Genomic DNA, 23,309 nt, shown 5'->3' with positions numbered 1-23,309 from the left:
TGTTTACTTAAACACTTAAAAATTTAATATCATGGAAAATGCAAAATGGGTATTGGATCCCACACACAGCGAATTGACTTTTAAAGTAAAGCACTTGATGATCAGCAATGTTAAGGGCGAATTCAAGACTTTTTCGGCCAGTATTGATCAGGAGGATTTCAGCAAAGCTAAGGTAGCCGTAACGGTCGACAGTGCATCGGTTTATACCAACAACGAGGACCGCGACAAGCACCTGAAGAGTGGCGATTTTTTTGACGTGGAGGCGCATCCCGAAATGACTTTTGAGAGCACCAGCTTTGAGAAAGAGAGCGACGATGAGTATGTGTTGAAGGGTAAGTTGAGCATCAAGGGCGTAAGCAAGGAGATTAAGCTGGATGTAGAGTTCGGCGGTGTCAACAAGGATCCCTGGGGCAATCAGAAAGCCGGCTTTTCGTTCAGCGGAAAAATCAATCGTAAGGATTGGGGCCTGAACTGGAATGCCGCGCTGGAAACCGGCGGCGTACTGGTGAGTGATGAGGTGCGTATTTTCGGCGAAGTCCAGTTTACCAAGCAGGCTTGAAACCGGGCTGTGCGGGAAGCAGGTAAGTAATAGTTTAAGCAACAGTTAAATAACAAGAATATGGCTAAGACCATCTTACATAAGGCAGACAGTCGTGGTGATGCCAACCACGGCTGGCTGCACAGCCGACACACGTTCAGCTTTGCCAATTATCATGATCCCGAAAGGATGCATTTTGGCGCGCTGCGGGTGTTGAACGACGATTGGGTGCAGGAGGGCATGGGTTTTGGTACCCATCCGCACAACGATATGGAAATTGTTTCCATTCCCCTGGAGGGCGACCTGGAGCATAAGGACAGCATGGGCAATGTTACCGTTATACGTAAGGGCGACATTCAGGTGATGAGTGCCGGAACGGGCGTCACCCACAGTGAGTACAACAAGAATGCTGATCAGCCGGTGAAGTTTTTGCAGATTTGGGTCTTCCCCGATCAAAAGGGGCACCGTCCCCGCTACGATCAAATCAGTCTCCGTGCCGAAGACCGGCACAACCGCCTGCAACAAATCGTCTCGCCCAGTGCCGACGATGAGGGCGTTTGGATGCATCAGCAAAGCTGGTTTCACCTGGGGCATTTTGATGCAGGAGCCGGGGCGAGCTACAAGCTGAAAAAGGAGGGCAATGGCGTTTATGCATTTGTACTGAAGGGCGCCTTTAAAGTGGGTGCTACCGAATTGGCACAGCGCGACGGTCTGGGTATCTGGGAAACCGCAGGCTTTGCCCTGGAAGCCTTAGAACCCGATTCCGAAATATTATTAATGGAAGTCCCCATGAGCTGGTAATCCCAGCCGGGGCATGGGGCTGTAAAACTTATACTTATGTCACTTTCTTTATTGAGTAAGATGGCCGGGGACTTTCGGCCAACGCCCCCCATGCCCGTCTTGTTTCTGGGTCACGGAAGTCCCATGAACGCCATCGAGGAGAATGAATTTGTGGCCGGTTTCAGACAGGTAGCGGCGGATTTGCCGCGACCGGCGGCCATTTTGTGCATTTCGGCCCACTGGGAGACGCGGGGTACGCAGTTGACGGCCATGGCGCAGCCGCCTACCATTCATGATTTTGGGGGCTTTCCCCAGGCCTTGTTTGAAGTGCAGTATCCCGCCCCGGGCTCGCCCGCCCTGGTGCAGCTGACCCGGGAAACCGTGCAGTCGGTCCACCCGGAGCCCGTGCAGACTTGGGGCCTCGACCACGGTGCCTGGAGCGTGCTGCGTCATTTGTATCCCGAGGCCAATGTGCCTGTGGTGCAAATGAGTCTCGACTACCTGCAAACGCCCGACTATCACTATCAACTGGCGCGGGAACTGCAAGTACTGCGTGAGCGTGGGGTGCTGATTGTGGGCAGCGGCAATATGGTGCACAACCTGAGGTTGCTCGACTGGCGTCGGATGAACAGTCCCTTTGCCTTCGACTGGGCCGAGGAGGCTTCGGAAAAGATGAAGCGCTTTTTACAGGAGGGCGATCACAAGCGCCTGATCAACTACCGCTGTCACGGTAAGGCCTTTGAGCAGGCCATTCCCACGCCGGAGCATTATTTGCCCATGCTGTATGCCCTGGGCTTACAGCAGCCGGGTGAAAAGCTGGTCTTGTTCAACGACCGGCCCCTGGGCGGAAGTCTCACCATGACCTCCTTTCAAATCGGCTGAGGCCGATTTGACATTTTGCTATTTTTATCGTTGTTTTGTTTCAACCTTTAACCCCTTGGTATGAACATTACTTCTGAATTTCCTCCTTCAATATTCTTTAAAGTTGCCTTTTGTGAAACTTTTGCTTATCTTTAACAGCGGTAAGATGAAAGTTCATTTAATCAAAAGATTATCCATTGATTCTTATTCAGCTGCGCATGCCGATGGGAAAGCTGCTTTTGATCGATGGGTTTATCTCGTGAGACAAGCCTATTGGAAGGTGCCAGCTGATATTATTAAAACTTTTAATCATGCAGATATTTTGGGTCGGGGTGTCAATCGGGTGGTTTTCAATATTGGCGGCAATTCTTACCGATTGATTTGTAAATATTTCTTTGGTAGAACAATGGTTCATTTATTTGTAGTTTGGGTGGGAACACATGCTGAATATGATAAGCTTTGTGGAGAGCAGAAGCAATATGATGTGAATATGTTTTAGGAAAAAGGGGACTTATGGCAAAATTAAAGTACACGGTAATTAAAAACCCGACTCAATACGAGGAATATTGTGGTTTATTGCTTTCCCTTTTGGAACAAGAGGGTGCCGATGTTGAAGAGGAAGTGGAATTGTTGACTTTACTGATTGAAAAGTGGGAGAGCGACAATACTGTGCTATCTGAAGCTGATCCGGTGGAGTTGTTGAAGAGTCTGATGGATGAACATAATCTAAAAGCTGTAGATCTTTCTCAGATTCTTGATCTTTCGAAGGGCACCGTCTCAAAAATTTTGAATTATCAGAAGGGCTTTTCTAAAGAAACGATCCGAAAACTGGCTGATTACTTTAAAGTAAGTCAGGAAGTTTTCAATAGAGCCTACCCTTTGGTTCATTCTATAAACAGGCAATATCCGGATGCGCGTCTGATGAACACGGTTAAAGAAGTTTCTGAACTGTAAGGCGCATATTTCTTCCTGCACTACGCAACCCTGCAGCTTTTTTCGTATCTTCCTTGTTTAATCTTAAAGAGAAAGTATGGAAAAGTATAGACTGCAGAAATTTGTTTTGTTGCTTATGTTGATGGGTGCCGCTTTGGGTTCCTGTAAAAGCAAGCAGGCGGTGAGCAGTGCAGCTGAAAGCAGCCCTGCTTGGGCGGGGACTTACAGCGGCGTGCTGCCTTGTGCCAGTTGTCCCGGTATTGTTACCATACTGCAATTGAATGGCGATCTTTCTTACCGTTTGGAAACCACCTACCTCGAAGAAGAAAACGGCAGCTTCAGCGACAGTGGCAGCTTTCACTGGAACGAGCCGGGCAGGGTACTTACCCTGGATAGTCCCGACAATACCGAGGCGCCAAGTATGTATGCTCTTGCCGATGGACGTGTGATTCAATTGGATATGGAGGGGATGATGGTTACCGGACAGCTGGCCGACAAATATGTGTTGACGCCGGTGGCTCCTTTGGAGGAGAAGTACTGGAAGCTGGTAGAGCTTAATGGTAAGCCGGTGGGGTTTTTGGACGACTGGAACCGGGAGCCGCATGTGCGTTTTCAGTCGGCCGATCAGCGGGTGAGCGGTACAAGTGGTTGTAATTCCTTTTTTGGAAGCTATGCGCTTGAAGGGGAGAATCAGGTGGTGTTTTCCGCCCTGGGCGCCACAAAAATGGCCTGTCCCGAAATGTGGGTGGAGCAGGAGTTGTTTCAAGTGCTTGATGGTACTGTCGACTATGCGGTGAAGGGTAATAAGCTCACCTTCAGCAAGAATACACAGGTGTTGGCACGTTTTGAATCGGTGGCACTTTATTAAACCGCGTGCTGTTGGCCCCTCCGGGGGTTGCTTTAGTGGCGTTGAACACTTTTAGAGAGAGACTATGATGAGGAAGATTCAACTACTATTGCTGGTTTTTTTTTTAACGTCTGCTTCCTTAGTGGTTGCTCAAGGCTTTGTTCATCCCGGATTGCTCCACACTGAAGAAGATTTTGAACGAATACGGGAACAGTTGGACGATGGACATCCTGCTGTTGTTCAGGCTTATGAAAACCTTAAGGCCAATGAATGGTCGCAGTCCGATGTGGCCACCTGGCCGGTGGAGACCATTAAACGTGGTATTGCCGGGGATGAAAACTATATGAATGCTGCCCGGGGTGCAGCCGCCGCCTACCAAAATGCCCTGCGCTGGAAAATAAGCGGGGAGCAGGCACATGCCGATAGAGCTGTGTTTATTTTAAACGCTTGGGCGGAGACTTGTACAGGAATTCATGGCAACACCAATATGTCGCTGGCAAGTGGAATTTATGGCTACCAGTTTGCCAATGCCGCTGAGCTGATGCGCGACTACGATGGTTGGGATCCTGCTGCTTTCAAGAAGTTTCAGGAGTTTATGATGCGGGTGTTTTATCCCACGGCCCTCGATTTTTTGACGAGAAGGCACGATACCTGGGAGCGCGGATTTCCGGGGCATTACTGGGCCAATTGGGGCTTGTGTAATGCCTTGACTGTTATGAGTATTGGTGTTTTGTGCGACGATGTGTTTGTTTACAATCAGGGTGTTTCTTATTACAAGTATGATTTGGTGGGGAGCTTTAACGAAAATCGCACCTCGCCTGTTGAGAATGACGGTTTAAATGAGTTTTTGGGAAATCTTGTTCCCATTCTTTATGAGGACGAAAGGGGACCCTTTGGTTATTTGGGGCAATGTCAGGAATCGGGTCGCGATCAGGGGCATTCCACCATGGCTGTGGGACTGGCGGTGGATATTGCACAGACAGGCTGGAATCAGGGGGATGATTTGTTTGCCCACATGGACAATCGTCTGGCTGCCGGATTGGAGTATGTTGCGGCCTACAATTCGGGGATCGATGATTTGCCCTGGGCGGAATACCGTTACCGCAGCGTAGGTACCGCAGCGCATTTGGCCTGGGTGCAAACCTGGAACAATGAGCATGCCCGAGGGCAGTTTCGCCCTTACTGGGACCGCGTAATTGGGCACTATACCGGAATTAAGGGCATTTCTATGCCCTTTTCTGAAGCTATGCGTAATAAGGTTGTGGCCGATGCAGGGGGCAGTGGTGGCACCAGTGGCGGCTACGATCACCTGGGCTATTCCACGCTTACCAGCACCCGTCCGGCAGCCACTCCCGAAAGAGCCCCAACAACTTTACAAACCAGTATTGTTTATAAGGGCTCAAACATCCCCCGGGGCGAATTGATGCATGTGGAGCCGGGGACTACAGTAAAGTTTGTCCCTGCTTTGCCCGATGGAGAAGTCGATACCGGAAACTGGACCTGGAGCACAGGGGAGGCCGGCAAAGATTTGGAGCTGGTGGCAGACAGCAGCGGATTGTATCGGGTTAAGTATGTCAATGCCAGTGGTGTTGCCAGCACCCAATTGTTCAGTATTGCTGTTAATCTTCACATTAACGTGGAGCCTGTCGGTCCCGCCTATTCCATTGCTGACGGTCCTGTTGAAAACAATGCTCATGTGCGCGTTTTAGCGGGACAAAGTGTAGCGCTGATGCCTGTGCTGAAATCAGGATGGGAGGGTGGATCCTGGATGTGGAGCGATGGAAGCAAGGAAGAAACTCTGGTGTTGGAGCAGATTGGGGAGGCCAGGGAGGTTTCCGTAGTGTACACCCTCAATGGGGAGGACTTTGAGCTTACCTATCGTATTTCGGTGCTCCCATTTGAAGGTGCTTTTGGTTACTGGCCCATGGATGAAGCCGAAGGGAGTGTAGTTAATGATGTTTGGGCCGGAAACAATGCGGAAAAACTAGTGGGTGGATGGACCAATGGGATAGCCCAAGGAGGCATTTTTTTAATGGATGCTGCTTCCTCTTACTTGCAATTTCCCACCGGCTTTATCCGCCCTTTAAGGGAGTTTAGTATTTCTATATGGGTCAAGCCAGCGGCCCTTGAAGGCTGGGCGCGTGCCTGGGATTTTGGCAGAGGGACGGATTTCAACATGTTTCTTACGCTAAGTGCAGAAGGGAATGATCGGCCTTGTCGCTTCGCCATTAAGGCCGGAGGGGCTGAGGAGCAAATTAACACCACGCAGGTATTGGAGCTGGGAAAATGGTCGCATTTAACCATAACGAGGAGTGGCAATATGGGCCTTATGTATCTGAATGGCAAAGAAGTCGGTCGAAACAGCAATATGACGCTTTTCCCAGCGGATTTGGGCTTAACGAATCAGAATTATGTTGGAAAATCGCAATGGCCAGATCCCATGTTCAACGGGGTTGTTGATGAACTGCGGATTTATAGTAAGGCCCTGAGTCCGAATGAAGTTATGGCGCTTACGAACCTGGTTGTCCCCGAAACCCCTGTGCATTTGCCCGCTTATCGGGAGGGTGGACCTCAATCAAAGTTGCGGGAAGACGCCTGGACCATTTGGCCCAATCCTGTTGCGACTGACCTGAGGATTGCCCCGGCACCGGATTTGGCCCATGGTCTTGAAATCGGAGTTTTTGACAGCAGGGGTACCCGACTGGCATTGGTCACAAAGCAGGAAGAGGATTCCTATGTTGTAGAGATGGGGGGACTGCCGGCAGGGGTATATTTTGTTGCCGTACAATATGGAAGTCGACGTTTTGTTAATAAAGTTGTTAAAGTGAACTGATTAGAAAAGTACACACTGATTTTTTTTTTTGGTGTTTTTATCTCACTATAACCTTTAGGGTGCGCTGGTCGGCCCTCAGCAGGTAAAGGCCGTATGGAAGGCCCTGGGTGCTGAGGGTAGTGCTGTTTTGTGCTCGACGCACGGCCTGGCCCTGAAGATTAAAGAGCTGCAGCTGTCGGCAGCTTTGGCTTAATTCCAGGTGGTTTTCATATACACGCACCTCTGGCAGGGGACTGTCCTCAGTGTCTGGTCCGGAGGTGAGGGTGGTTGGGACATCTTCTTCGCCAATGTTGATGACGAAGGTAAAGGTGGCTTGTACAGTTGGGCCGGAGGCCGGGGTGTAAACAAGGGCTTGTTGCAGGGTAAATTGATTGCCCAATTGATTCACGTTGGGGTATTGGCCCAGGTTGAAGCTGAGGTTGTTGGTCTTGAATTCAGAAAAAACACGGCTGTTGTTGCCCCAGTTGGTGGTGTTTCCGGTGGCGTTGAACCAGTGCCCGGGGGCATTGGCGGTGGAGTTGTAGTTGAGGGTTCCGTTGGGTTGTACAGCGGCATAGCGTATGCTGTTGCCAATTTTGTCTTTGAGATCGGACAGTTGCAGCTTAAAGGCACGGCAAACCCTTTCCCAGTCGGGCACTACCGGACTCGAGGGATAGGGATTGGCATTGCCGGTAAAGGGAAGTTGATACAAGGTGTAGCTGAGGTCGATGTTTTCAGGTTCCGCTTCGGGATTAAACTCGAATACGCCGTAGGGGTTGGTGTTGGTAAATTTTAGCTGGTAGGGCCATTGCTCGTCGTTGCTGTCGTCGTCGTCCCACAGGTGTTGGGCATGTGCCAAAGGGGCGCCCACCACAACCAGCCAGAGGCGGACGGCGTTTTGGGGACTTTCAAAACTGAGTCGGTCGCTGGGGTTACTGTGGTTGAAGCGGTTGAATTTTGGCGCGCGCATTTCGCCGTACCAGCGCTGGCCGTTGTCGAGCAGGGCCACTACGCCGTAGCGCCACCCCGCATAGGCATAGCGGTTGGTGCGGTAATCTTCGGAGCCGGCCAGGCCTTCAAAATCGATGTGTACGGTGGTGCCGGGTTCCGGCAGGTTGAGTCGTATGGTATTGTAGCCGTAGTCTTCGGGACAAACTTCGGGCGCGATGCGCCAGAAGTTATTGTCGGCCGCCAGCAATTGGGCAGTGGGGTGACTGTCTTTTTGGTCTTTGGCCGTTTCGGCAAAAACGGGCAAGTCCCAGGTCAACAGGCGTGCTGCAGCCTGGTACATTTCATCGTTAAATTGGTCCTGGTTCAGGTTGTTCAGTCTCTTATAGGCCATTACCGGATCTTCGGGAAACTGGGATTGTTGCCACAGTTGGCCAATAAATTCCTGACCATGCAGCCAGGTCCAGTAATCCTGAATAAAGTAACTGGCGTAACGAGGCGCTTCGTGCAAGAGGTTTTTGTGTCGCCAACCCAGGTACTGACCGTAATTGTGGTTGGTGAATTGCTCGTTGGGAAAGACTTTGAAGGCTTGCCATTGGGCGCATTGTTCCCACCAGCCGTTGCCGCCTTCTCCATTAGGTCCCAGACCGTAGCGCCAGCCTCCGGGAAACCCGTCGGCCTGCACCTGGTACTGAAAGCAGTGGGCCACCTCGTGGGCTACGGTTACCCCGGCTGCCTGTCCGGCCGATGCACTCAGACTCAGTAGTCCAATGGTCTCGTCCACCCCTGAGCCATTGGCCTGCCAATCGGTGCTGTAGTGCAGCAGAATAATCATTTTGTAGCGATCGGTTTTAGATTGGCCCTCATGTACAAAGCGCAGTTCGTCGCGGTAGAAGGCAAAACTGGTCTCGGCAACGCGCAGCACCTGATCTATGTTGACCCGATAGGCGGCATCGCTTGCGGTGGCCGGGTCGCTGCCGTAGCCCGCTTCCCAAAACAGAATAAAATTATCGGTCTGCCTGCTGCGTTGCAGGCTCCATTGCCGGGAGTTGTCGTTGAGGTCGCTGTATCCGAAGGACGAGGGAATGTGAAGGTCTTTGGCCTGAAGGCCGAAAGACATTACCAGCATCAGGGTGAGGAGGAATAAACTGCGCATCATTGGTTCTTTTTTTAGGCAAGATAAGGAATTTGCCTGCCCGTGCTGCAGTGGGTCGAAAAAGTGCAAAACTTTATCGAATGCCTACCAGCCATGGTCTTAAGCTGGCTTGGCCTGCGTTAGGGGATTGGTTATTTTTAAAAATTGTAAAACGATGTTTATGTGTAGAAATAACGTAGGTGTTTTCTTTTTGTTGTGGGCCCTGTTTTTGGCGGGTCCGCTTTCTGCAGCGCAACTGCGCCTGCACCATTCATTTGATGAATCTTTGTTGGAGGGGGATTTGTTGCATGCCGAGGTGGGTGCTTACAGTGCCACCCTTAGAAATGGGGCGCAGGTACAAAGCCTGGGTGCGTTTAGGATTCTGAATCTTGGTGCTTCCAATGGCTATCTCGATTTGGGCGCTGCTGCCGGGGGCTTGATGAACCAATTGGAGGATTTTACCATGTCGACCTATTTGTATGTGGGGTCGGATACCGATTTGAGCGTGCATGGGAATTTTGTGTGGAATTTTGGGCATTCTACCGATGTGGCCAATGCGGCCAACGGTGTGATGTTTTTTTCGGCCCGGGGCAGTCGCTATGCCATAAGTGAAACCCACTGGCAGGGCGAGGAGGGGGTCAATCCCAATTTTTTGTTTCCTAAAGGGGCCTGGCAGCATTTGGTTTATACCCAAGAGGGAGCTACGGGAACAATTTACTTGAACGGCACGGTGGTGGGCAGTGGCACGGTTAACCTTACGCCTGCCGACCTGGGGGCTACTTTGTATAATTTTTTGGGCCGTGCTTCGTATGCGAGTGATGCTTATTTAAAGAATGCTTTGTACAGCGATTTTAGAATATATGAGGGGGCCCTGGATGCTGCGGAGGTAGGTGCTTTGGGTCAGTATTGTGAGGACTTGCAGGCTGCTTTGATTCAGGAGCAACTGGAGCGGGTTGCGGCTGGTTTTGAGTTGGAAGGTGTGGATGCAGTGGTACAAAATCTGGAGCTTCCTTCCGAATTGGAAGAGGGAATTGGTCTGAGCTGGTCGTCCTCCCATCCAGAGGTCTTGAGCAATTCCGGGGAAGTGACGCGTCCCGCTGTAGGGGCCGACCCGTTTCAGCTGAACTTCACGCTTACTTTGAGTAAGGAGGGGCAGACTTTGGACAAGGTTTTTGCTGTAAGCGTGTTGCCCTGGCTCGATGATGCCGCTTCGGTTATTCAAGATGTGGCTGCCTTGAGCTTGAGCGGCAATCTGCAAAATTTGCGGAGCGACTTGTTGTTGCCCACAGGGGGTGTGGAAGGGTCGGTGATCAACTGGACTTCGAGCGAGCCGGGCTTTATTGCCGACGATGGTTCTTTGCAATCGCTTGCGGCCGAGGGGGCCGGCAAGCAGCTGGTGGTGCTGACTGCCCGGGTGAGCAAGGGTGCTGCCCTTGAGCAACGCGATTTTGAGGTTTGGGTGGCTGAGGACGAGGGTTTTGATGCCTATCTCTTTGCATATTTTTTGGGTAACGGTGTGGGCCAGGAAGCGGTTTGCTATGCGGTGAGTGAGGACGGATATAATTTTACTGCCCTTAACAACAATAGGCCGGTTATTGCTGCGGATACGATCAGTTCACGTGGAGGGGTGCGTGATCCGCATATTCTGCGGGGACCTGATGGTTGGTTTTATATGGTGTTGACCGATTTGTATGTGCCGAACGATGGCTGGTCCAATCACGCTATGGTGTTTTTGCGCTCGCGCGATTTGATCGACTGGGAACATTCGGTGGTGAATATTCCCCAGACTTTCCCGGAGTTTGCCGATGTGAGTCGCGTTTGGGCCCCGCAATCGTATTACGATGAGAAGGAAGATAAGATTATGGTGTACTTTTCGATGTTACAGCCCGGTGGGGTAGATATTATTTACCATGCTTATGCCAATGCCGATTTTACTGGACTGGAGGGGGCACCTCAGCAGCTGTTGTTTCATCCGGAGGGCCGTGCCTGTATTGATGGAGATATTGTGTTTTTTGAGGATCAGTACCATTTGTTTTTTAAGACAGAGGGCTCGGGCAACGGCATTATGAAAGCGGTCTCGGATAAGTTGACGGGAGGCTATGTGGTGGAGCAGCGTTATTTGCAGCAGACAAGCGATGCGGTGGAGGGTTCCTGTGTGTATCGTTTGACAAATACCGATACCTTTGTGCTGATGTACGATGTGTATATGCGTGGCGTTTATCAGTTTACCAGAAGCAGTGACCTGGCCAGTTTTGAGGTGATCGACCATGAGGTGTCGATGGATTTTTATCCGCGTCATGGTACGGTGATTGCGATTACAGCGGAGGAGCTGGCGGCGCTCAATGCCCGCTATGGCGATGGCACAACGCAGGTGAGCACGCCCTCCGTTGACCGTGCCCGGCTGCTGGTGCGTGGCGACTTTGCAGGCGGGCAGCTGTGGGTGGAGCATGAGGGGCGTAGTTCCGACTCGGCACTGATAAAGATATACAGTTTGTCGGGCGCTTTGATTCATAAAGCGCCTGTTTCCGGGGGAGCGGCGACCCGGATCAATACCGGAGCCTTACCTGCTGGTCGGTATGTGGTGGTTCTTGAAGAGGAGGGTAGGCCTTTGGCTGCGACTAAGTTGCTGTGGTATTAGTACTTTTTTTATACCTTTAAGTTTAATTTAACCTACTCAAAATGAAAAAAATTGCTTTGCTGGTTCTTTGGGCCGGGATCATGACTGCCTGTAAAATGGGGACGACAACCGAGACAGAGGCGCCTGCCCAAGTTTCTTTACAGCAGCAGCTGTTGGGCACCTGGCGTCTGGTGGAGGATGATCCTGCCGATAGTCTCCAATACCGAACCATGGTATTGAAGGAAGATGGTACTTTTTTCTCGGAGGTGGTGCGCGAACCGCATCGCCGCGCTTACAATCATGGTCGTTACCGGATATTGACCGATTCGTCGATGGTTACGGTGCATGATGAGGGGCCCGACTGGCATGCTTCTACGGCCAATGTTTATAAGGTGCTGATGGAGGGCGACCGGTTTTCGCTTCAGGGTTACTATGTGTTTCCGATTGGTAATGGAAATCTTACCCGTGCGGTGTGGATTGATGAGGTCTGGGTACGACAGAAGAAGTAAAGGGAGCAGGTCCCTGCAAAAGTCTCAATAAAAAAGGCGATCCGCTGTGGATCGCCTTTTTTGTTGCATGATTTTGCTGCGGACTTCCGCAGCAAGAAAGTTCTATTCTGCTTTTAATTGAACGGCGGCATTTTCCAGCCAGGGGTGCGACAGTACTACCGTACCTTCACCTGCTTCGCCGGTGGCTTCGATGTAAACAATCATCCGGCCTTTGAAAACCCGCAGGCGGTTGTTGGTGTAATCGCCCATGTCCTGTGGATTGCTGGCTTCCATGCCCAGTAGCTTAAAGGGGCCGTCGACCCGGCACAGCAGTTCTTCGTCAGAAAGAAGAACGGGGCGTCCGGCTTCATCGCGAATTTGAATTTCGATTTGAGCTACACCACGGTTTTTGCTCACTACGTTCTGGCTGTTCCAAACTTGTGCGTCAATGGCATGGGGGCGACCGCTGGTTTCGATTTCGAAACGTGCCGCTTCTTCCCCTTTGATGTAACCAATCGCTTCAAGTTTACCACTTTGGTAGGGGATGTCCCAGTGAATGATGCCCGTTTCGTCGTTCAGGGCAATGGGTGCGCCTATTTTTTGGCCGTTGAGCAGGAGTTGTACTTCCTCGCAATTGGTATAGCTCACCACGCGTACATTTTGTCCCTCACGGTAATTCCAAAGTGCATCGGCGTCGGTCGATAAGTAGTTGCGTCCACTGCGTGTCGGGTAGCTGCCCAGGTAAACCATAGGCTGGTCGGACCACAAACTTTGACGGAACCAGGCCCTGGGTTTTTTATAGCCGGCCAAATCGAGCAGACCTGAAGTAAAACCTCTGGAAGGCCAGCGGTGGGCCTCACCCAAATAGTCGATGCCCGTCCATAGGAACTGACCAAAAATGTAGTCCTTGTCGCGCACGTGTTTCCAAGCCTCAAAATCGTGCCGGTTTTCACTGCCATAAAAAATGCGCTCCGGGTATTTTTGGTGGTCCTGCTCGTAGCGGTTTTCGGTGTAGTTGTAGCCCACGACATCAAGCGCACCCGGATAATCGGTCTCGTTCGACATCACCGGTCCCGCCAGTCCCGCAGTCACCGGACGGCTAGGATCGTACTTGCGCACAATGGCTGCCAGGCGCTCGGCAATGGCTCCCAGGCGGTCGGCGTGCGGCTGGTCTTTTTGAAAACCCCGTACGTGCTGTTGGCCAATACCTGCCTGGTCCAGAACAGGGTGGGAGTAGGGGTCGTTGGGGTAATCCACCTCATTGCCGATACTCCACATGACCACACTTACATGGTTGCGGTCGCGCAGTATCATATCTTTGAGGTCCTGGTCGGCCCACTCTTCATGAAAGGCGGCGTGTCCCTGAAAGCCCGGGCTCCCCTGGTTCCATCCTTCGAGCCACTTCTTCTTCGGAAATTCCCACTCGTCAAAAGCTTCGTTCAGTACCAGAAGGCCCAGTTCATCGCAGAGTTCGTACAAATCCGGTGCCTGAGGATTGTGGCTGGTTCTGATGGCGTTGGTGCCCAGGGATTTAAGTTCTATCAGGCGTCTCTTCCATACCTCACGGGGCACGGCTGAACCAAGACTGCCGGCATCGTGGTGCAGACAAACACCTTTCATCTTCATATTGACTCCGTTCAGGGCAAAGCCCGTGTTGGGGTCAAAATCTACATAGCGAATGCCTACGCGGGTTTCACTGCGGTCGATGACCTTGTCGTCTTGCTCGACGGTAGTAATCAGGGTATACAGATAGGGATCGTCCAGCGACCACAGTCTGGGCTGATTAACACGCATATTTTGTTTCAGTTCTTGTTGGGCATTGCCGTTTACATTAAGGCGTGAGCTGGTGCTGGCTACGGTTTGGCCTGTGGCGTTACGCAGCTCCTGTTTTACCTGCAAAACGGCGCGCTCCTTGCTGTGGTTGCTTACGGTGGTTTGCACCTGGGCACTGGCCCTGCGTGTGCTTACCTCAGGGGTCGAAAAAAATACGCCCCACTGGTTGATGTGCACCTCCCCGGCCTTTACCAGATATACATCCCGGTATATGCCCGACCCGGTGTACCAACGCGAATCGGCATGCTCACTGTGGTCGACCCGTACGGCCAGGGTGTTGCGCTCTCCAAAACGCAGGTGAGGCGTCAGGTCGTAGCTGTGCGAAATGTAACCGTTGGGTCGCATGCCCAGGCGTTGGCCGTTGATGAAGACCTCGCCGTTGCGGTAAATTCCTTCAAAATAAATGTAGATTTTCTCTCCTTCCCATTCGGCAGGAACATCCAGGGTTTTGCGGTACCAAGCTATGCCGCCGGGCAGATAGCCCGTGGCACTGGCCCAGTGGGGACTGTAAGGTCCCTCTACGCTCCAGTCGTGGGGCAAATGAAGCGCCCGCCAGCGGCTGTCGTCAAAGTCCGGGGCGGCGGCTTCTGCGGGGTCGCCCTTATAAAACTTCCAGTCGTTATTCAGCAAACTGGCTTCACCAAAACCGGGCTTCGCCTGTGTCTGAAACAAGGCCGTTGCTAAAAAGGCCAAAAGTAATAATGATTTACGCATACTCTAATTTTAAAGGTTTTTGGCAAATTACCTTTTTTGTTGGCGCGCGGCAATACCTCGTAAAATCCGAAATACAGAATGTCGAATAAGTGCAAGCTTTTGCCTGTTTTCCGCAAGACAAGGGGCGCGGGGTTGCCTTATTTTGAAAAGGCTAAAGATTTAAGGAAAAACTGAAAATATGATGAAGAGAATTATTGGCTTTGGGTTTTTGTTGGCGGGACTGTTGGGTGCCGCTCCGGCAATGGGGGCAAAGGATTGGGAAAATCCCGAGGTTTTTGCCATTAATAAGGAGGCGGGACACGCCTCCTTTTACAGTTATGCTTCGCTGGAGCAGGCTTTGGGCTTTAACAGGGAGGCCTCACCCTGGTTTCGTCTGCTGAACGGGCAATGGAAGTTTAACTGGGTGGAAAAGCCGGCCGATCGTCCCCTAGATTTTTTTAGAGAGGATTACGATGTGTCCGATTGGGCCACTTTTCCTGTGCCTGGTAATTGGGAAATTAATGGTTACGGGGTACCTATTTATGTTAGTGCCGGTTTTGGTTTTACTTCTGATCCGCAGCCCCCGGCCATTCCGCACGACAACAATCCGGTAGGGTCGTACCGTCGGACTTTTGAGCTGCCTGCCGAATGGGAGGGACAGCGGGTGTTTCTGCATTTTGGTGCGGTAAACTCGGCCATGTATGTGTGGGTAAATGGGCAAAAAGTGGGCTATTCGCAGGATGCCAAATTGCCTGCGGAGTTTGATGTCACCTCTCATGTCCGCCCAGGTGAGAACACCCTGGCGGTGGAAGTCTACCGTTGGAGCGATGGGTCATATTTGGAGGACCAGGATTTTTGGCGGCTTTCGGGTATCGAACGGGATGTGTATTTGTATGCCGTACCTCAGGTGCGCTTGCGCGATTTCTTTTTTAAGCAGGACCTGAGTGCCGATTTCAGTACGGCCGATTATGAGGTGGTGATGGATTTACGGAATCATTTGGGTAAGGAGGAGCGAGGTGGTGCCGAGCTGCAATTGCTTTATGGACAAGAAGTGGTGAGCAGGCAGCACCTGGAGTGGGCCGTAGCTGCCGATGCAGAAGAGCAGCTGCGTTTTAAAGGCAGGCTTGAACAGCCTAAGCTTTGGCATGCAGAGGAGCCTGAATTGTACACCCTGGCTTTGGTCCTGAAGGATGCCAAAGGCCGGGAAATACAGGCCACGGCTGTAAAGGTCGGTTTTCGGTCGGTGAAAATTCAAGGGGGGCAGTTGCTGGTAAATGGTAAGGCAGTGCTTTTGAAGGGGGTTAATCGCCACGATCACGATCCCTTTAGCGGACATGTGATTTCGGAGGCCTCGATGCTGGAGGACATCCGGTTGATGAAGGCCAACAATATTAATGCGGTACGTACCAGTCATTATCCCAACGATTCACGCTTCTATGAGTTGTGCGATGCCTACGGGCTCTATGTGGTGGACGAGGCCAATATTGAATCGCACGGTATGGGCTATGGCGACAGGAGTCTGGCAAAAGACAGCCTCTGGATGGGGGCGCACCTTGATCGCATCGAACGTATGGTGGAGCGGGATAAGAACCACCCTTCTGTCATCGTTTGGTCGCTGGGTAATGAGGCCGGCAACGGAGTTAATTTTGAGGCCGGATACGATTGGATCAAAACCCGTGATCTGAGTCGCCCCGTTCAGTACGAACAGGCAGGGACCGGACGCAATACCGATATTGTTGCTCCCATGTATGCCCGCATCGATCGTCTGGTGAGCCACGGCTTGTCTTGGGATCATCGGCCACTCATCCTATGTGAATACGCACACGCCATGGGCAACAGTGTGGGCAATCTTAAGGAGTATTGGGACGTGATGGAGCAATACGGCAATCTGCAGGGCGGCTTTATATGGGACTGGGTGGACCAGGGCTTGGCTAAATATACCGATGATGGAACACTTTACTGGGCCTATGGCGGTGATTTTGGACCCGAAGGCACACCTTCGAGTCAGAACTTCTGTATGAACGGACTGGTGCGGCCCGACCGCAGTGCCAACCCTTCGTTGCATGAGGTGAATAAGGTGTACCAATACATCAAAGCGGCGCCGCTGGATTTTGGCGGTGGACAGCTGCAGATCAGCAACACTTACGATTTTATTGATCTGGACCGCTTTGAGTTTGACTGGGCACTGCGTTCGGAAGGAAGCACTTTGGTCAGTGGCAGCTTTGGTTTGGGCGGACTGGCTCCCGGAAAATCGGCCTCGGTGCAGCTTTGGGAAGAAGAGCCGCAGCTGCCTGAAAACCAAGAGGTGTTTTTGCATCTGCATGCCCGTCTCTTGAATCCCTGGGGCTTGCTGGATGCCGGTCACGAATTGGCCCGTTTTCAGTTTGCCCTTCCCTCACGCGCTGATGGTCCTGCTGCCCCGGAAGAGCAGGCACCCGGCGATTTGCGATTGAAACAGCGCGGCGGAGAACTGCTGTTCTCGGGTAAGGATTTTATTTTCCGTTTTGACAAAGCGAGCGGGACCTTGCTGGAATGGACCAAAGGCGAGCGGGTCGTGCTTGATGGTGGTCCCACCCCTGCCTTTTGGCGGGCCCCCAACGACAACGACTATGGCTACAATATGTTGCAGAAGTTGGGCGTATGGCGTTATGCCCAGGACAGTTTAGAGATGGAGGCGCTGGTCGTGCATTCCCCAAAATCGGGAGAGGCCGGTCTTGATCTCACTTATCAGCTTCCCAATGAATTGGGACAAACCGTATTGAGTTACCGCATTGGTGCCGATGGCAGTCTGGCCATTAGTCACCGTTACCAACCGGGCAGGGACCGGTTGCCGCCCTTGCCACGCTTAGGACTCCGGTGGGTATTGCCTGGTGATATGAATAAGATCAAGTGGTATGGTCGCGGTCCCTGGGAAAACTACCCCGATCGCAAGCATTCAGCTTTTGTAGATGTGTATGAGGCCAGTGCCACGGAGCTGCTGGAAAACTATCCTGCTCCTCAAGAGAATGGCTATCGCAGCGATATAAGATGGGTCGAGGTGGCCAATCAAAATGGTCTGGGCATAAGGATAACAGGTGACGATCTGGCTGGTTTCTCTGCCCTGCATTTTAGTCCCGAAGACTTTACCACCCCGCAGCGCGGGATGTTGCATACGGTTGATTTGGCACCCAAAGATGAAGTGTATTTACATGTTGACCACTGCATGATGGGTGTTGGCGGCGACACTTCCTGGGGGGCGCGTCCCCATGCCGATTACACTGTTTTTCCTAAGCCTTATACCTACCGTGTGGTGCTGAAGGCCATAGAATAAATGTTGTGCTTGTTTAGTTTGGCCTTGTATTTACATGCAGCTTTGTTAAATTTGCTTAATAAAATCAGTTGTACTATGAAAAAACTGCTGCTTCTGTTGATTTTTGTTTGGGGTGCTTCTGTCTATGCCCAACATCCTATGGAAAGCTTGGACCGGGGCCTGGTGGCCGTAAAGGTGGCGTCCGGTGTGTTTGTCGGCTGGACCCTCCCGGGTGAGGAATGGCACACGGCGACCTATAATTTGTACCGTGATGGCCAAAAGATGAACGATGTTCCCTTGGAGGTTTCTAATTTTGTGGACCCGGCCGGCACCCTGGGCAGTCGCTACGCTGTTGCTGCGGTGATTAATGGCGAGGAACAAGCCGTTTCAGAAGAAGTGGCCGTTTGGCAACAACAATACAAAGAGCTGAGCCTTGATCTGCCTCCGGGTGGCCTTACGCCGGATGGGGAAGCTTATTCGTACACGGTTAACGATATGAGTACGGGGCATTTGAACGACGACGATGTGCTCGATTTGGTGGTGAAGTGGGAGGCCCTGGGAAGGGACAATTCGCATGCGGGTTACACCGGAAACGTTATTCTGGATGCTTATACCATGGAGGGGGAGAAGTTGTGGCGCATTGATCTGGGGAAGAACATCCGCGCCGGCGCGCATTACACCCAGTTTATGGTCTACGATTTGACTGGCGACGGGATCGCTGAAATTGCTTGTAAAACTGCTCCCGGTACGGTAGACGGACTCGGCAACTTCCTTTCTGAAGGACCCGCTGCCACTGCCAATCATTCGGCCGATTACCGCAATGCCGGGGGGTATGTACTGAGTGGACCCGAATACCTGACCGTGTTCGACGGGCGCACCGGCGCCGAATTGAGCACCGTGACCTATCATCCGCCACGCGGTAATGTGGATGCCTGGGGCGATGGATACGGTAACCGCGTAGATCGCTTTTTGGCTGCCGTTGCCTATTTGGATGGCGAGCGGCCCAGTCTGGTAATGACCCGTGGCTATTATACCCGTTCGGTTTTGGCTGCTTATGATTTTGATGGAAGCGAGCTCAGTCTGCGCTGGGTGTTTGACAGCGATACGCCCGGAAATGAGGCTTATGCCGGTCAGGGCAACCACAACCTGAGTGTGGCCGATGCGGATGGCGATGGTCGCGATGAGATTATTTTTGGGTCCTGTACCATCGACGACGATGGTACAGGCTTGTATTCCACGCGGCTGGGACATGGAGATGCCATGCACGTGAGCGATTTTGATCCTTATCGTCCCGGATTAGAAGTCTTTCGTTGTCTGGAATCGGGAGAAGGCGGTTCGGTCTTGCACGATGCAGCCGATGGTTCCATCCTCATTCGCCATCGCTCGTTCAGTGATTGCGGCCGTTGCATGGCCGCCAACGTCAGCAACGAGACCCACGGGGCTCAGGTTTGGGGTTGCAGTCCCGTTTACTCGGCCAGCAGTCGCGACAATGTGGATCACCTTGGATTGCACACCTCGGTTAATTTTCGGATTTTTTGGGATGGTGACCTGTTGAGTGAGCTGCTCGATCATACCCGCATCAGCAAGCCGACAAATGGCGCAGTTCTTTTGGATGCACCCGGCGCTTTGTCGAACAATGGCTCCAAGGGCAATCCGGCTTTGCAGGCCGATTTGTTGGGCGACTGGCGGGAAGAGCTGATTTACCGGACCAACGATCCATCTAAAATCCGGATTTATACCACTGTTCATCCCACCGAACATCGCATTTATTCGCTGATGCACGACCGCCAATACCGTTTGGCCCTAGCCTGGCAAAATGTGGGCTATAATCAGCCGCCGCATACCAGTTTCTTTTTGGGTGAATTGGAGGGCATAACAACACCTCCGCCCCCCAAACTGAGCAATGGGCGATATGTTTACAACAGCGGTGCCGAATGGGATAAAACGACCCCGGGCTGGACGCTCGATGGTGCGGCAGTGAGCTATGAAGATGGCAGTCATGTTTACTTTACGGACAGCGACAGCCGGGACAAAAGCCTTTTGTTGAATGTCGTTTATGCTCCCTCCTTTGTAACGGTGAATACTGCCGGTAGTTTTGAGTTAAATGCCGAAGGAGGAAGCCTGGAAGGGGCTATGGGCATGGTGAAGCAGGGTTCAGGCCGCTTTATGTTGAAAGGGCAGCACAGTTTTACCGGGGTAACCGAGCTTTGGGAGGGAACTCTTGCTCTTGAGGGTCACTTAGCAGCCAGTCCCGTTTGGGCCAATTTTTCGACACGACTTGGCGTGGCAGGTGATTTGGGGGCGGGCCTGACTTTGCGCCGTGGCGCACAGCTCCTCGTTGGGGGCGAATCGCTGGCAGGCAGCACCACCGTTTCGGGTCCCTTTGTTGTGGAAGAAAAGGCGGAGCTGGTATTCGATATGAATGGTTTGGAGGTGGCCGAACGCGATCTGTTGACCATAAACGGGGAGGTCGATTGGAGCGATGAAACCGTGGTGCGGGTCAATGCCAACCTGGTAGAGGGATTGGCCGCCGGTACGTATGTGTTGATTGATTTTCCTGAGGGCATCAGCGGTACCACAGGGACTTTGGTGTTAAAAGGGATAGAAGGGTTGCCTGCTGAGCTGTCGTGGCTCAACGATCAGCTGGTGCTGACGGTCAAGGAGGTGCGCCCTGTGGGACAGGCTTTTTGGCGGGGCAACATAAGCGATGAATGGGATTTGGTAAAGACCGAAAATTTTTGGGTTGAAGACGCAGCTTCCTACTTTGTAAGTGGTGATGCGGTAGTGGTGGATGATGCGGCAGAGCTTAAAACGATTCAGCTTATGGAAACCTTAATGCCTGCTTCGGTGCTGTTTGACAATGAGACCGATTATGTGCTTACCGGAAACGGTAAGATTAGTGGAGCCGCTACGCTTACGAAGCAAGGCAGTGGGAAATTGTCGATTCAGAATGTCAACGATTTTAGTGGCAAATTAATGGTTGAAGAAGGTGAACTTGAAGTGTTTGCACTGCCCAATGCCATCGATGGCTACGGCTCCATTGGCGGCGTTTCATCCAACGCCGGCCTATTTGAAATCAATGGGGCAACGCTGCGTTTTGCTCAGGCAGGAACAGCAGAGCGCGCAATGACAGTAGGCAACGAAGGGGCTGTATTACATACCGATGCATCGGTGAGTTGGAATGGTCGTATAATTGGGGGTTCTGTTGAAAAGACCGGCGTGCATACTCTGAGTCTGAGCGCCGCCAACACCAATCAGGAGTTGGTGCTGAAGCAGGGAGCGGTACAATTGACTACCGAACAGGCCCTGCCCGGGCAAAAGGTCGTTTTTGAAGGGGGTGTCTTGAGAGACTTTGACAGCGGTGGCAGCTACAGTTCTTCCAGTTATCCCCTTGTTGTAGAAGAGGGACAGGTGGGAACCCTGTATGCCGATGGTCGTTGCACCTACAGCAATACCCTGACGGGTGCCGGGGAATTCAGAATAAGTATTCCCTGGGTACGTTCCGATTTTGCGGGTAATTGGAGTGATTTTTCCGGCACCATCAGGTTGATGACCGATAATTCTTTCCGGAATTATAGTACACACGGGTATGCTCAGGCCATTCTTGATTTGGGAACGACAGGTGTGTTTGACGATATGCTTACGCAAACGGTACGTTTGGGTGCCCTTACAGGAAGCGGACGTTTGTGGGGTGCTGCTGCCTGGGAATTGGGTCACCGCAATGAGGACTTTTCTTTTGGAGGAACCATTACCAGTGGAAACATCATAAAAGTAGGCAGCGGTACCATGCAGATCAATGCCGACTTGTTGTCCGTTGGCACCTTCAGTGTTAATGAAGGCGGAGTGCTTATTAACGGCAGCACCAGCGGTCCCGGTAGTGCTCAGGTGGTGGTACGGGCAGGTGCTCATCTTAGTGGAAACGGTCGGGTGAGCAATCAAGTGGTGGTACAAAAAGAGGGCGTTTTGTATGCCGGTTACTATCGGCCCGGGGCGCCAGTGGTTGGTTCTTCTTTTCGGGTGGCCAATGTGCACTTGAATTCCGGGTCTCGGTTTCGGGTACAGGTCGATTTGGCTGCCAATCGGTCAGACCGTATGTCTACCACCGGGAACTTTGTCGCCAACGGCGTACTCGAAATGATTAATGTCTCTGACTTGCCCTATGAACCAGGTATGTCGTTTCAATTGGTTCGCCTGGCCAGTATCGATGGGGAATTTGAAGCCGTTGAGCCTGAATCGCCTGGCGAAGGTCTGGTTTGGGATCTGAGTACTTTTACCAGCGATGGAACCATCAGAGTAGCTGCTGCCACCAGCATTCCGTCCACCGAGGCGGTGGGCTCCTTTAAGGTTTATCCGAACCCCGGAAAGGGTTTGTTTCAAATGGCGTTGCCAGGAGGCACTGGTGTTGGTTTGGTGCATGTCGAGAACCTTCAGGGACAGTTGATACGGAGAATTCGAATTTCTTCGGGCGAAAAGCCCGAACTGGATCTCAGTAGCCTTGGATCGGGCGTATATGTGCTTCATTTGTATATGGATGGCCTTCGCTACAGTACCAAGGTTGTTGTACAATAAACAAGCGCTACCTGTTTACTTTGCAGTCCTGCCCTTTGGCAGGACTGTTTCTTTGTGTTCTGAGTTAACCTGCTGAAATGGGGGGAATAAAAAGAAGGACTTTTAAGTCCTTTTTTACAGTACGATGTTATAACTTTGGTCTAACATCAATTTTAAACCCTTTGCATTATGGCCATACACTTGAAAAAAATAGGATTGATAGGTGGTCTCGGACCCGAGGCTACCATTGATTATTATAAGGCGCTGATCGATTCCTTCAAGCAGGAAAATGAGGGGCGACTGGATTACCCGGAGATGGTGATTTACAGTGTGAATATGGAACATTTTATCGGCCTTGTGAGGAAGGGCGATTATACGAACGCCACCGCTTATCTGGCCGATAAATTACAAGCCCTGGAGCGGTCGGGCGTCGATTTTTTGGCACTTACCGCCAATACACCCCATTTGTTTTTCGACGAATTGCAGGCGGCCGTTAAGTTGCCTATGATCAGTATCGTAGAAGCCGCCGCTCGTTATGCGGTGGCGAAGGGGATAAAGCGGGCGGGACTCATGGGCACGTCTTTTACCATGTCAGCCGGCTTTTTTCAGGAGGTGTTTGCACGCTATGGCGTAGAGGTGGTGATTCCTTCGGAGGAAGACCGCAATTACATCAACGAAAAGTTGTTTACCGAAATTGAGTTGGGTGTCTTTAAGCCGGCCACCCGGGGGGGACTTGTCGACGTGATTGCCCGGATGAAGGAGGCGCAGGGTATCGACGGAATGATCATGGGCTGTACCGAACTGCCCTTGATTTTGCCCGACAGCAGTTACCATGGGGTGCATTCACTCAATACCACGCAAATTCACGTGGCCGAGCTGGTTGCTGCCTGTAAAGGCGGAAGCTTTTGAGCAACAGCGTCCTTTGCTTGATGAACAAAGCCGTCTGCTAAGTCCGACTTGCTTAATTTTGCTTTGTCATCAAGAAAA

At 51.8% G+C, this 23,309-nt stretch carries 14 protein-coding genes; 12 read left to right on the top strand and 2 right to left on the bottom strand.

Annotated features, from left to right (window positions below):
- The first annotated feature begins 31 nt into the window (after positions 1 to 31).
- The 7 genes from B4W65_RS08515 (at position 32) to B4W65_RS08485 (ending at position 6,792) form a co-directional block, all read left to right on the top strand.
- Positions 32 to 559, top strand: a complete 528-nt coding sequence (locus tag B4W65_RS08515) for a YceI family protein (protein WP_088654722.1) — start codon at positions 32 to 34, stop codon at positions 557 to 559.
- Between the two features lie 60 nt (positions 560 to 619).
- Complete coding sequence (locus tag B4W65_RS08510) at positions 620 to 1,339, top strand: pirin family protein (protein ID WP_088654721.1); 720 nt, start codon at positions 620 to 622, stop codon at positions 1,337 to 1,339.
- A 36-nt stretch (positions 1,340 to 1,375) separates the two neighbouring features.
- On the top strand, positions 1,376 to 2,200 hold the full coding sequence (ygiD, locus tag B4W65_RS08505) for a 4,5-DOPA-extradiol-dioxygenase (RefSeq protein ID WP_088654720.1): 825 nt from the start codon (positions 1,376 to 1,378) through the stop codon (positions 2,198 to 2,200).
- 145 nt (positions 2,201 to 2,345) lie between these two features.
- Entirely contained in the window at positions 2,346 to 2,678 is a 333-nt protein-coding gene (locus B4W65_RS08500; protein WP_088654719.1) for a type II toxin-antitoxin system HigB family toxin, read from the top strand.
- A 14-nt stretch (positions 2,679 to 2,692) separates the two neighbouring features.
- Positions 2,693 to 3,133, top strand: coding sequence for a helix-turn-helix domain-containing protein (locus tag B4W65_RS08495; RefSeq protein WP_088654718.1), 441 nt, complete (start codon positions 2,693 to 2,695; stop codon positions 3,131 to 3,133).
- 76 nt (positions 3,134 to 3,209) lie between these two features.
- Positions 3,210 to 3,980, top strand: a complete 771-nt coding sequence (locus B4W65_RS08490) for a copper resistance protein NlpE N-terminal domain-containing protein (RefSeq protein WP_088654717.1) — start codon at positions 3,210 to 3,212, stop codon at positions 3,978 to 3,980.
- A 64-nt stretch (positions 3,981 to 4,044) separates the two neighbouring features.
- Positions 4,045 to 6,792 (top strand): LamG-like jellyroll fold domain-containing protein, encoded by a 2,748-nt coding sequence (locus B4W65_RS08485; RefSeq protein WP_088654716.1) that lies wholly within the window; start codon positions 4,045 to 4,047, stop codon positions 6,790 to 6,792.
- Positions 6,793 to 6,829: 37 nt separating this feature from the next.
- Here the strand turns inward: B4W65_RS08485 and B4W65_RS08480 are convergent, their stop codons facing one another.
- Complete coding sequence (locus B4W65_RS08480; RefSeq protein ID WP_088654715.1) at positions 6,830 to 8,878, bottom strand: DUF6055 domain-containing protein; 2,049 nt, start codon at positions 8,876 to 8,878, stop codon at positions 6,830 to 6,832.
- 157 nt (positions 8,879 to 9,035) lie between these two features.
- Here B4W65_RS08480 and B4W65_RS08475 point away from each other — a divergent pair, with 157 nt between their 5' ends.
- Both B4W65_RS08475 and B4W65_RS08470 read left to right on the top strand, forming a co-directional pair.
- Positions 9,036 to 11,492 (top strand): immunoglobulin-like domain-containing protein, encoded by a 2,457-nt coding sequence (locus B4W65_RS08475; protein WP_158522809.1) that lies wholly within the window; start codon positions 9,036 to 9,038, stop codon positions 11,490 to 11,492.
- Positions 11,493 to 11,533: 41 nt separating this feature from the next.
- The gene (locus B4W65_RS08470; RefSeq protein ID WP_088654713.1) at positions 11,534 to 11,980 is read left to right on the top strand and encodes a hypothetical protein; all 447 of its coding nucleotides are present in this window, start codon (positions 11,534 to 11,536) and stop codon (positions 11,978 to 11,980) included.
- A 102-nt stretch (positions 11,981 to 12,082) separates the two neighbouring features.
- Here B4W65_RS08470 and B4W65_RS08465 read toward each other — a convergent pair whose 3' ends face one another.
- Positions 12,083 to 14,506, bottom strand: coding sequence for a sugar-binding domain-containing protein (locus tag B4W65_RS08465; protein WP_088654712.1), 2,424 nt, complete (start codon positions 14,504 to 14,506; stop codon positions 12,083 to 12,085).
- Positions 14,507 to 14,684: 178 nt separating this feature from the next.
- Between B4W65_RS08465 and B4W65_RS08460 the strand changes: the two genes are divergently transcribed.
- The 3 genes from B4W65_RS08460 to B4W65_RS08450 all read left to right on the top strand — a co-directional run bounded on the left by B4W65_RS08460 (position 14,685) and on the right by B4W65_RS08450 (position 23,231).
- The gene (locus B4W65_RS08460; protein WP_088654711.1) at positions 14,685 to 17,795 is read left to right on the top strand and encodes a glycoside hydrolase family 2 TIM barrel-domain containing protein; all 3,111 of its coding nucleotides are present in this window, start codon (positions 14,685 to 14,687) and stop codon (positions 17,793 to 17,795) included.
- Positions 17,796 to 17,870: 75 nt separating this feature from the next.
- Complete coding sequence (locus tag B4W65_RS08455) at positions 17,871 to 22,343, top strand: rhamnogalacturonan lyase family protein (protein WP_146697753.1); 4,473 nt, start codon at positions 17,871 to 17,873, stop codon at positions 22,341 to 22,343.
- Positions 22,344 to 22,511: 168 nt separating this feature from the next.
- Complete coding sequence (locus B4W65_RS08450) at positions 22,512 to 23,231, top strand: aspartate/glutamate racemase family protein (protein WP_205741241.1); 720 nt, start codon at positions 22,512 to 22,514, stop codon at positions 23,229 to 23,231.
- Positions 23,232 to 23,309 lie beyond the last annotated feature (78 nt).

The organism is Geofilum rhodophaeum (genome assembly GCF_002210225.1).
Taxonomy (GTDB): domain Bacteria; phylum Bacteroidota; class Bacteroidia; order Bacteroidales; family Marinilabiliaceae; genus Geofilum; species Geofilum rhodophaeum.
The sequence above is the reverse complement of the archived record's forward strand: the minus strand, read 5'-3'. Positions and strand labels throughout refer to the sequence as shown.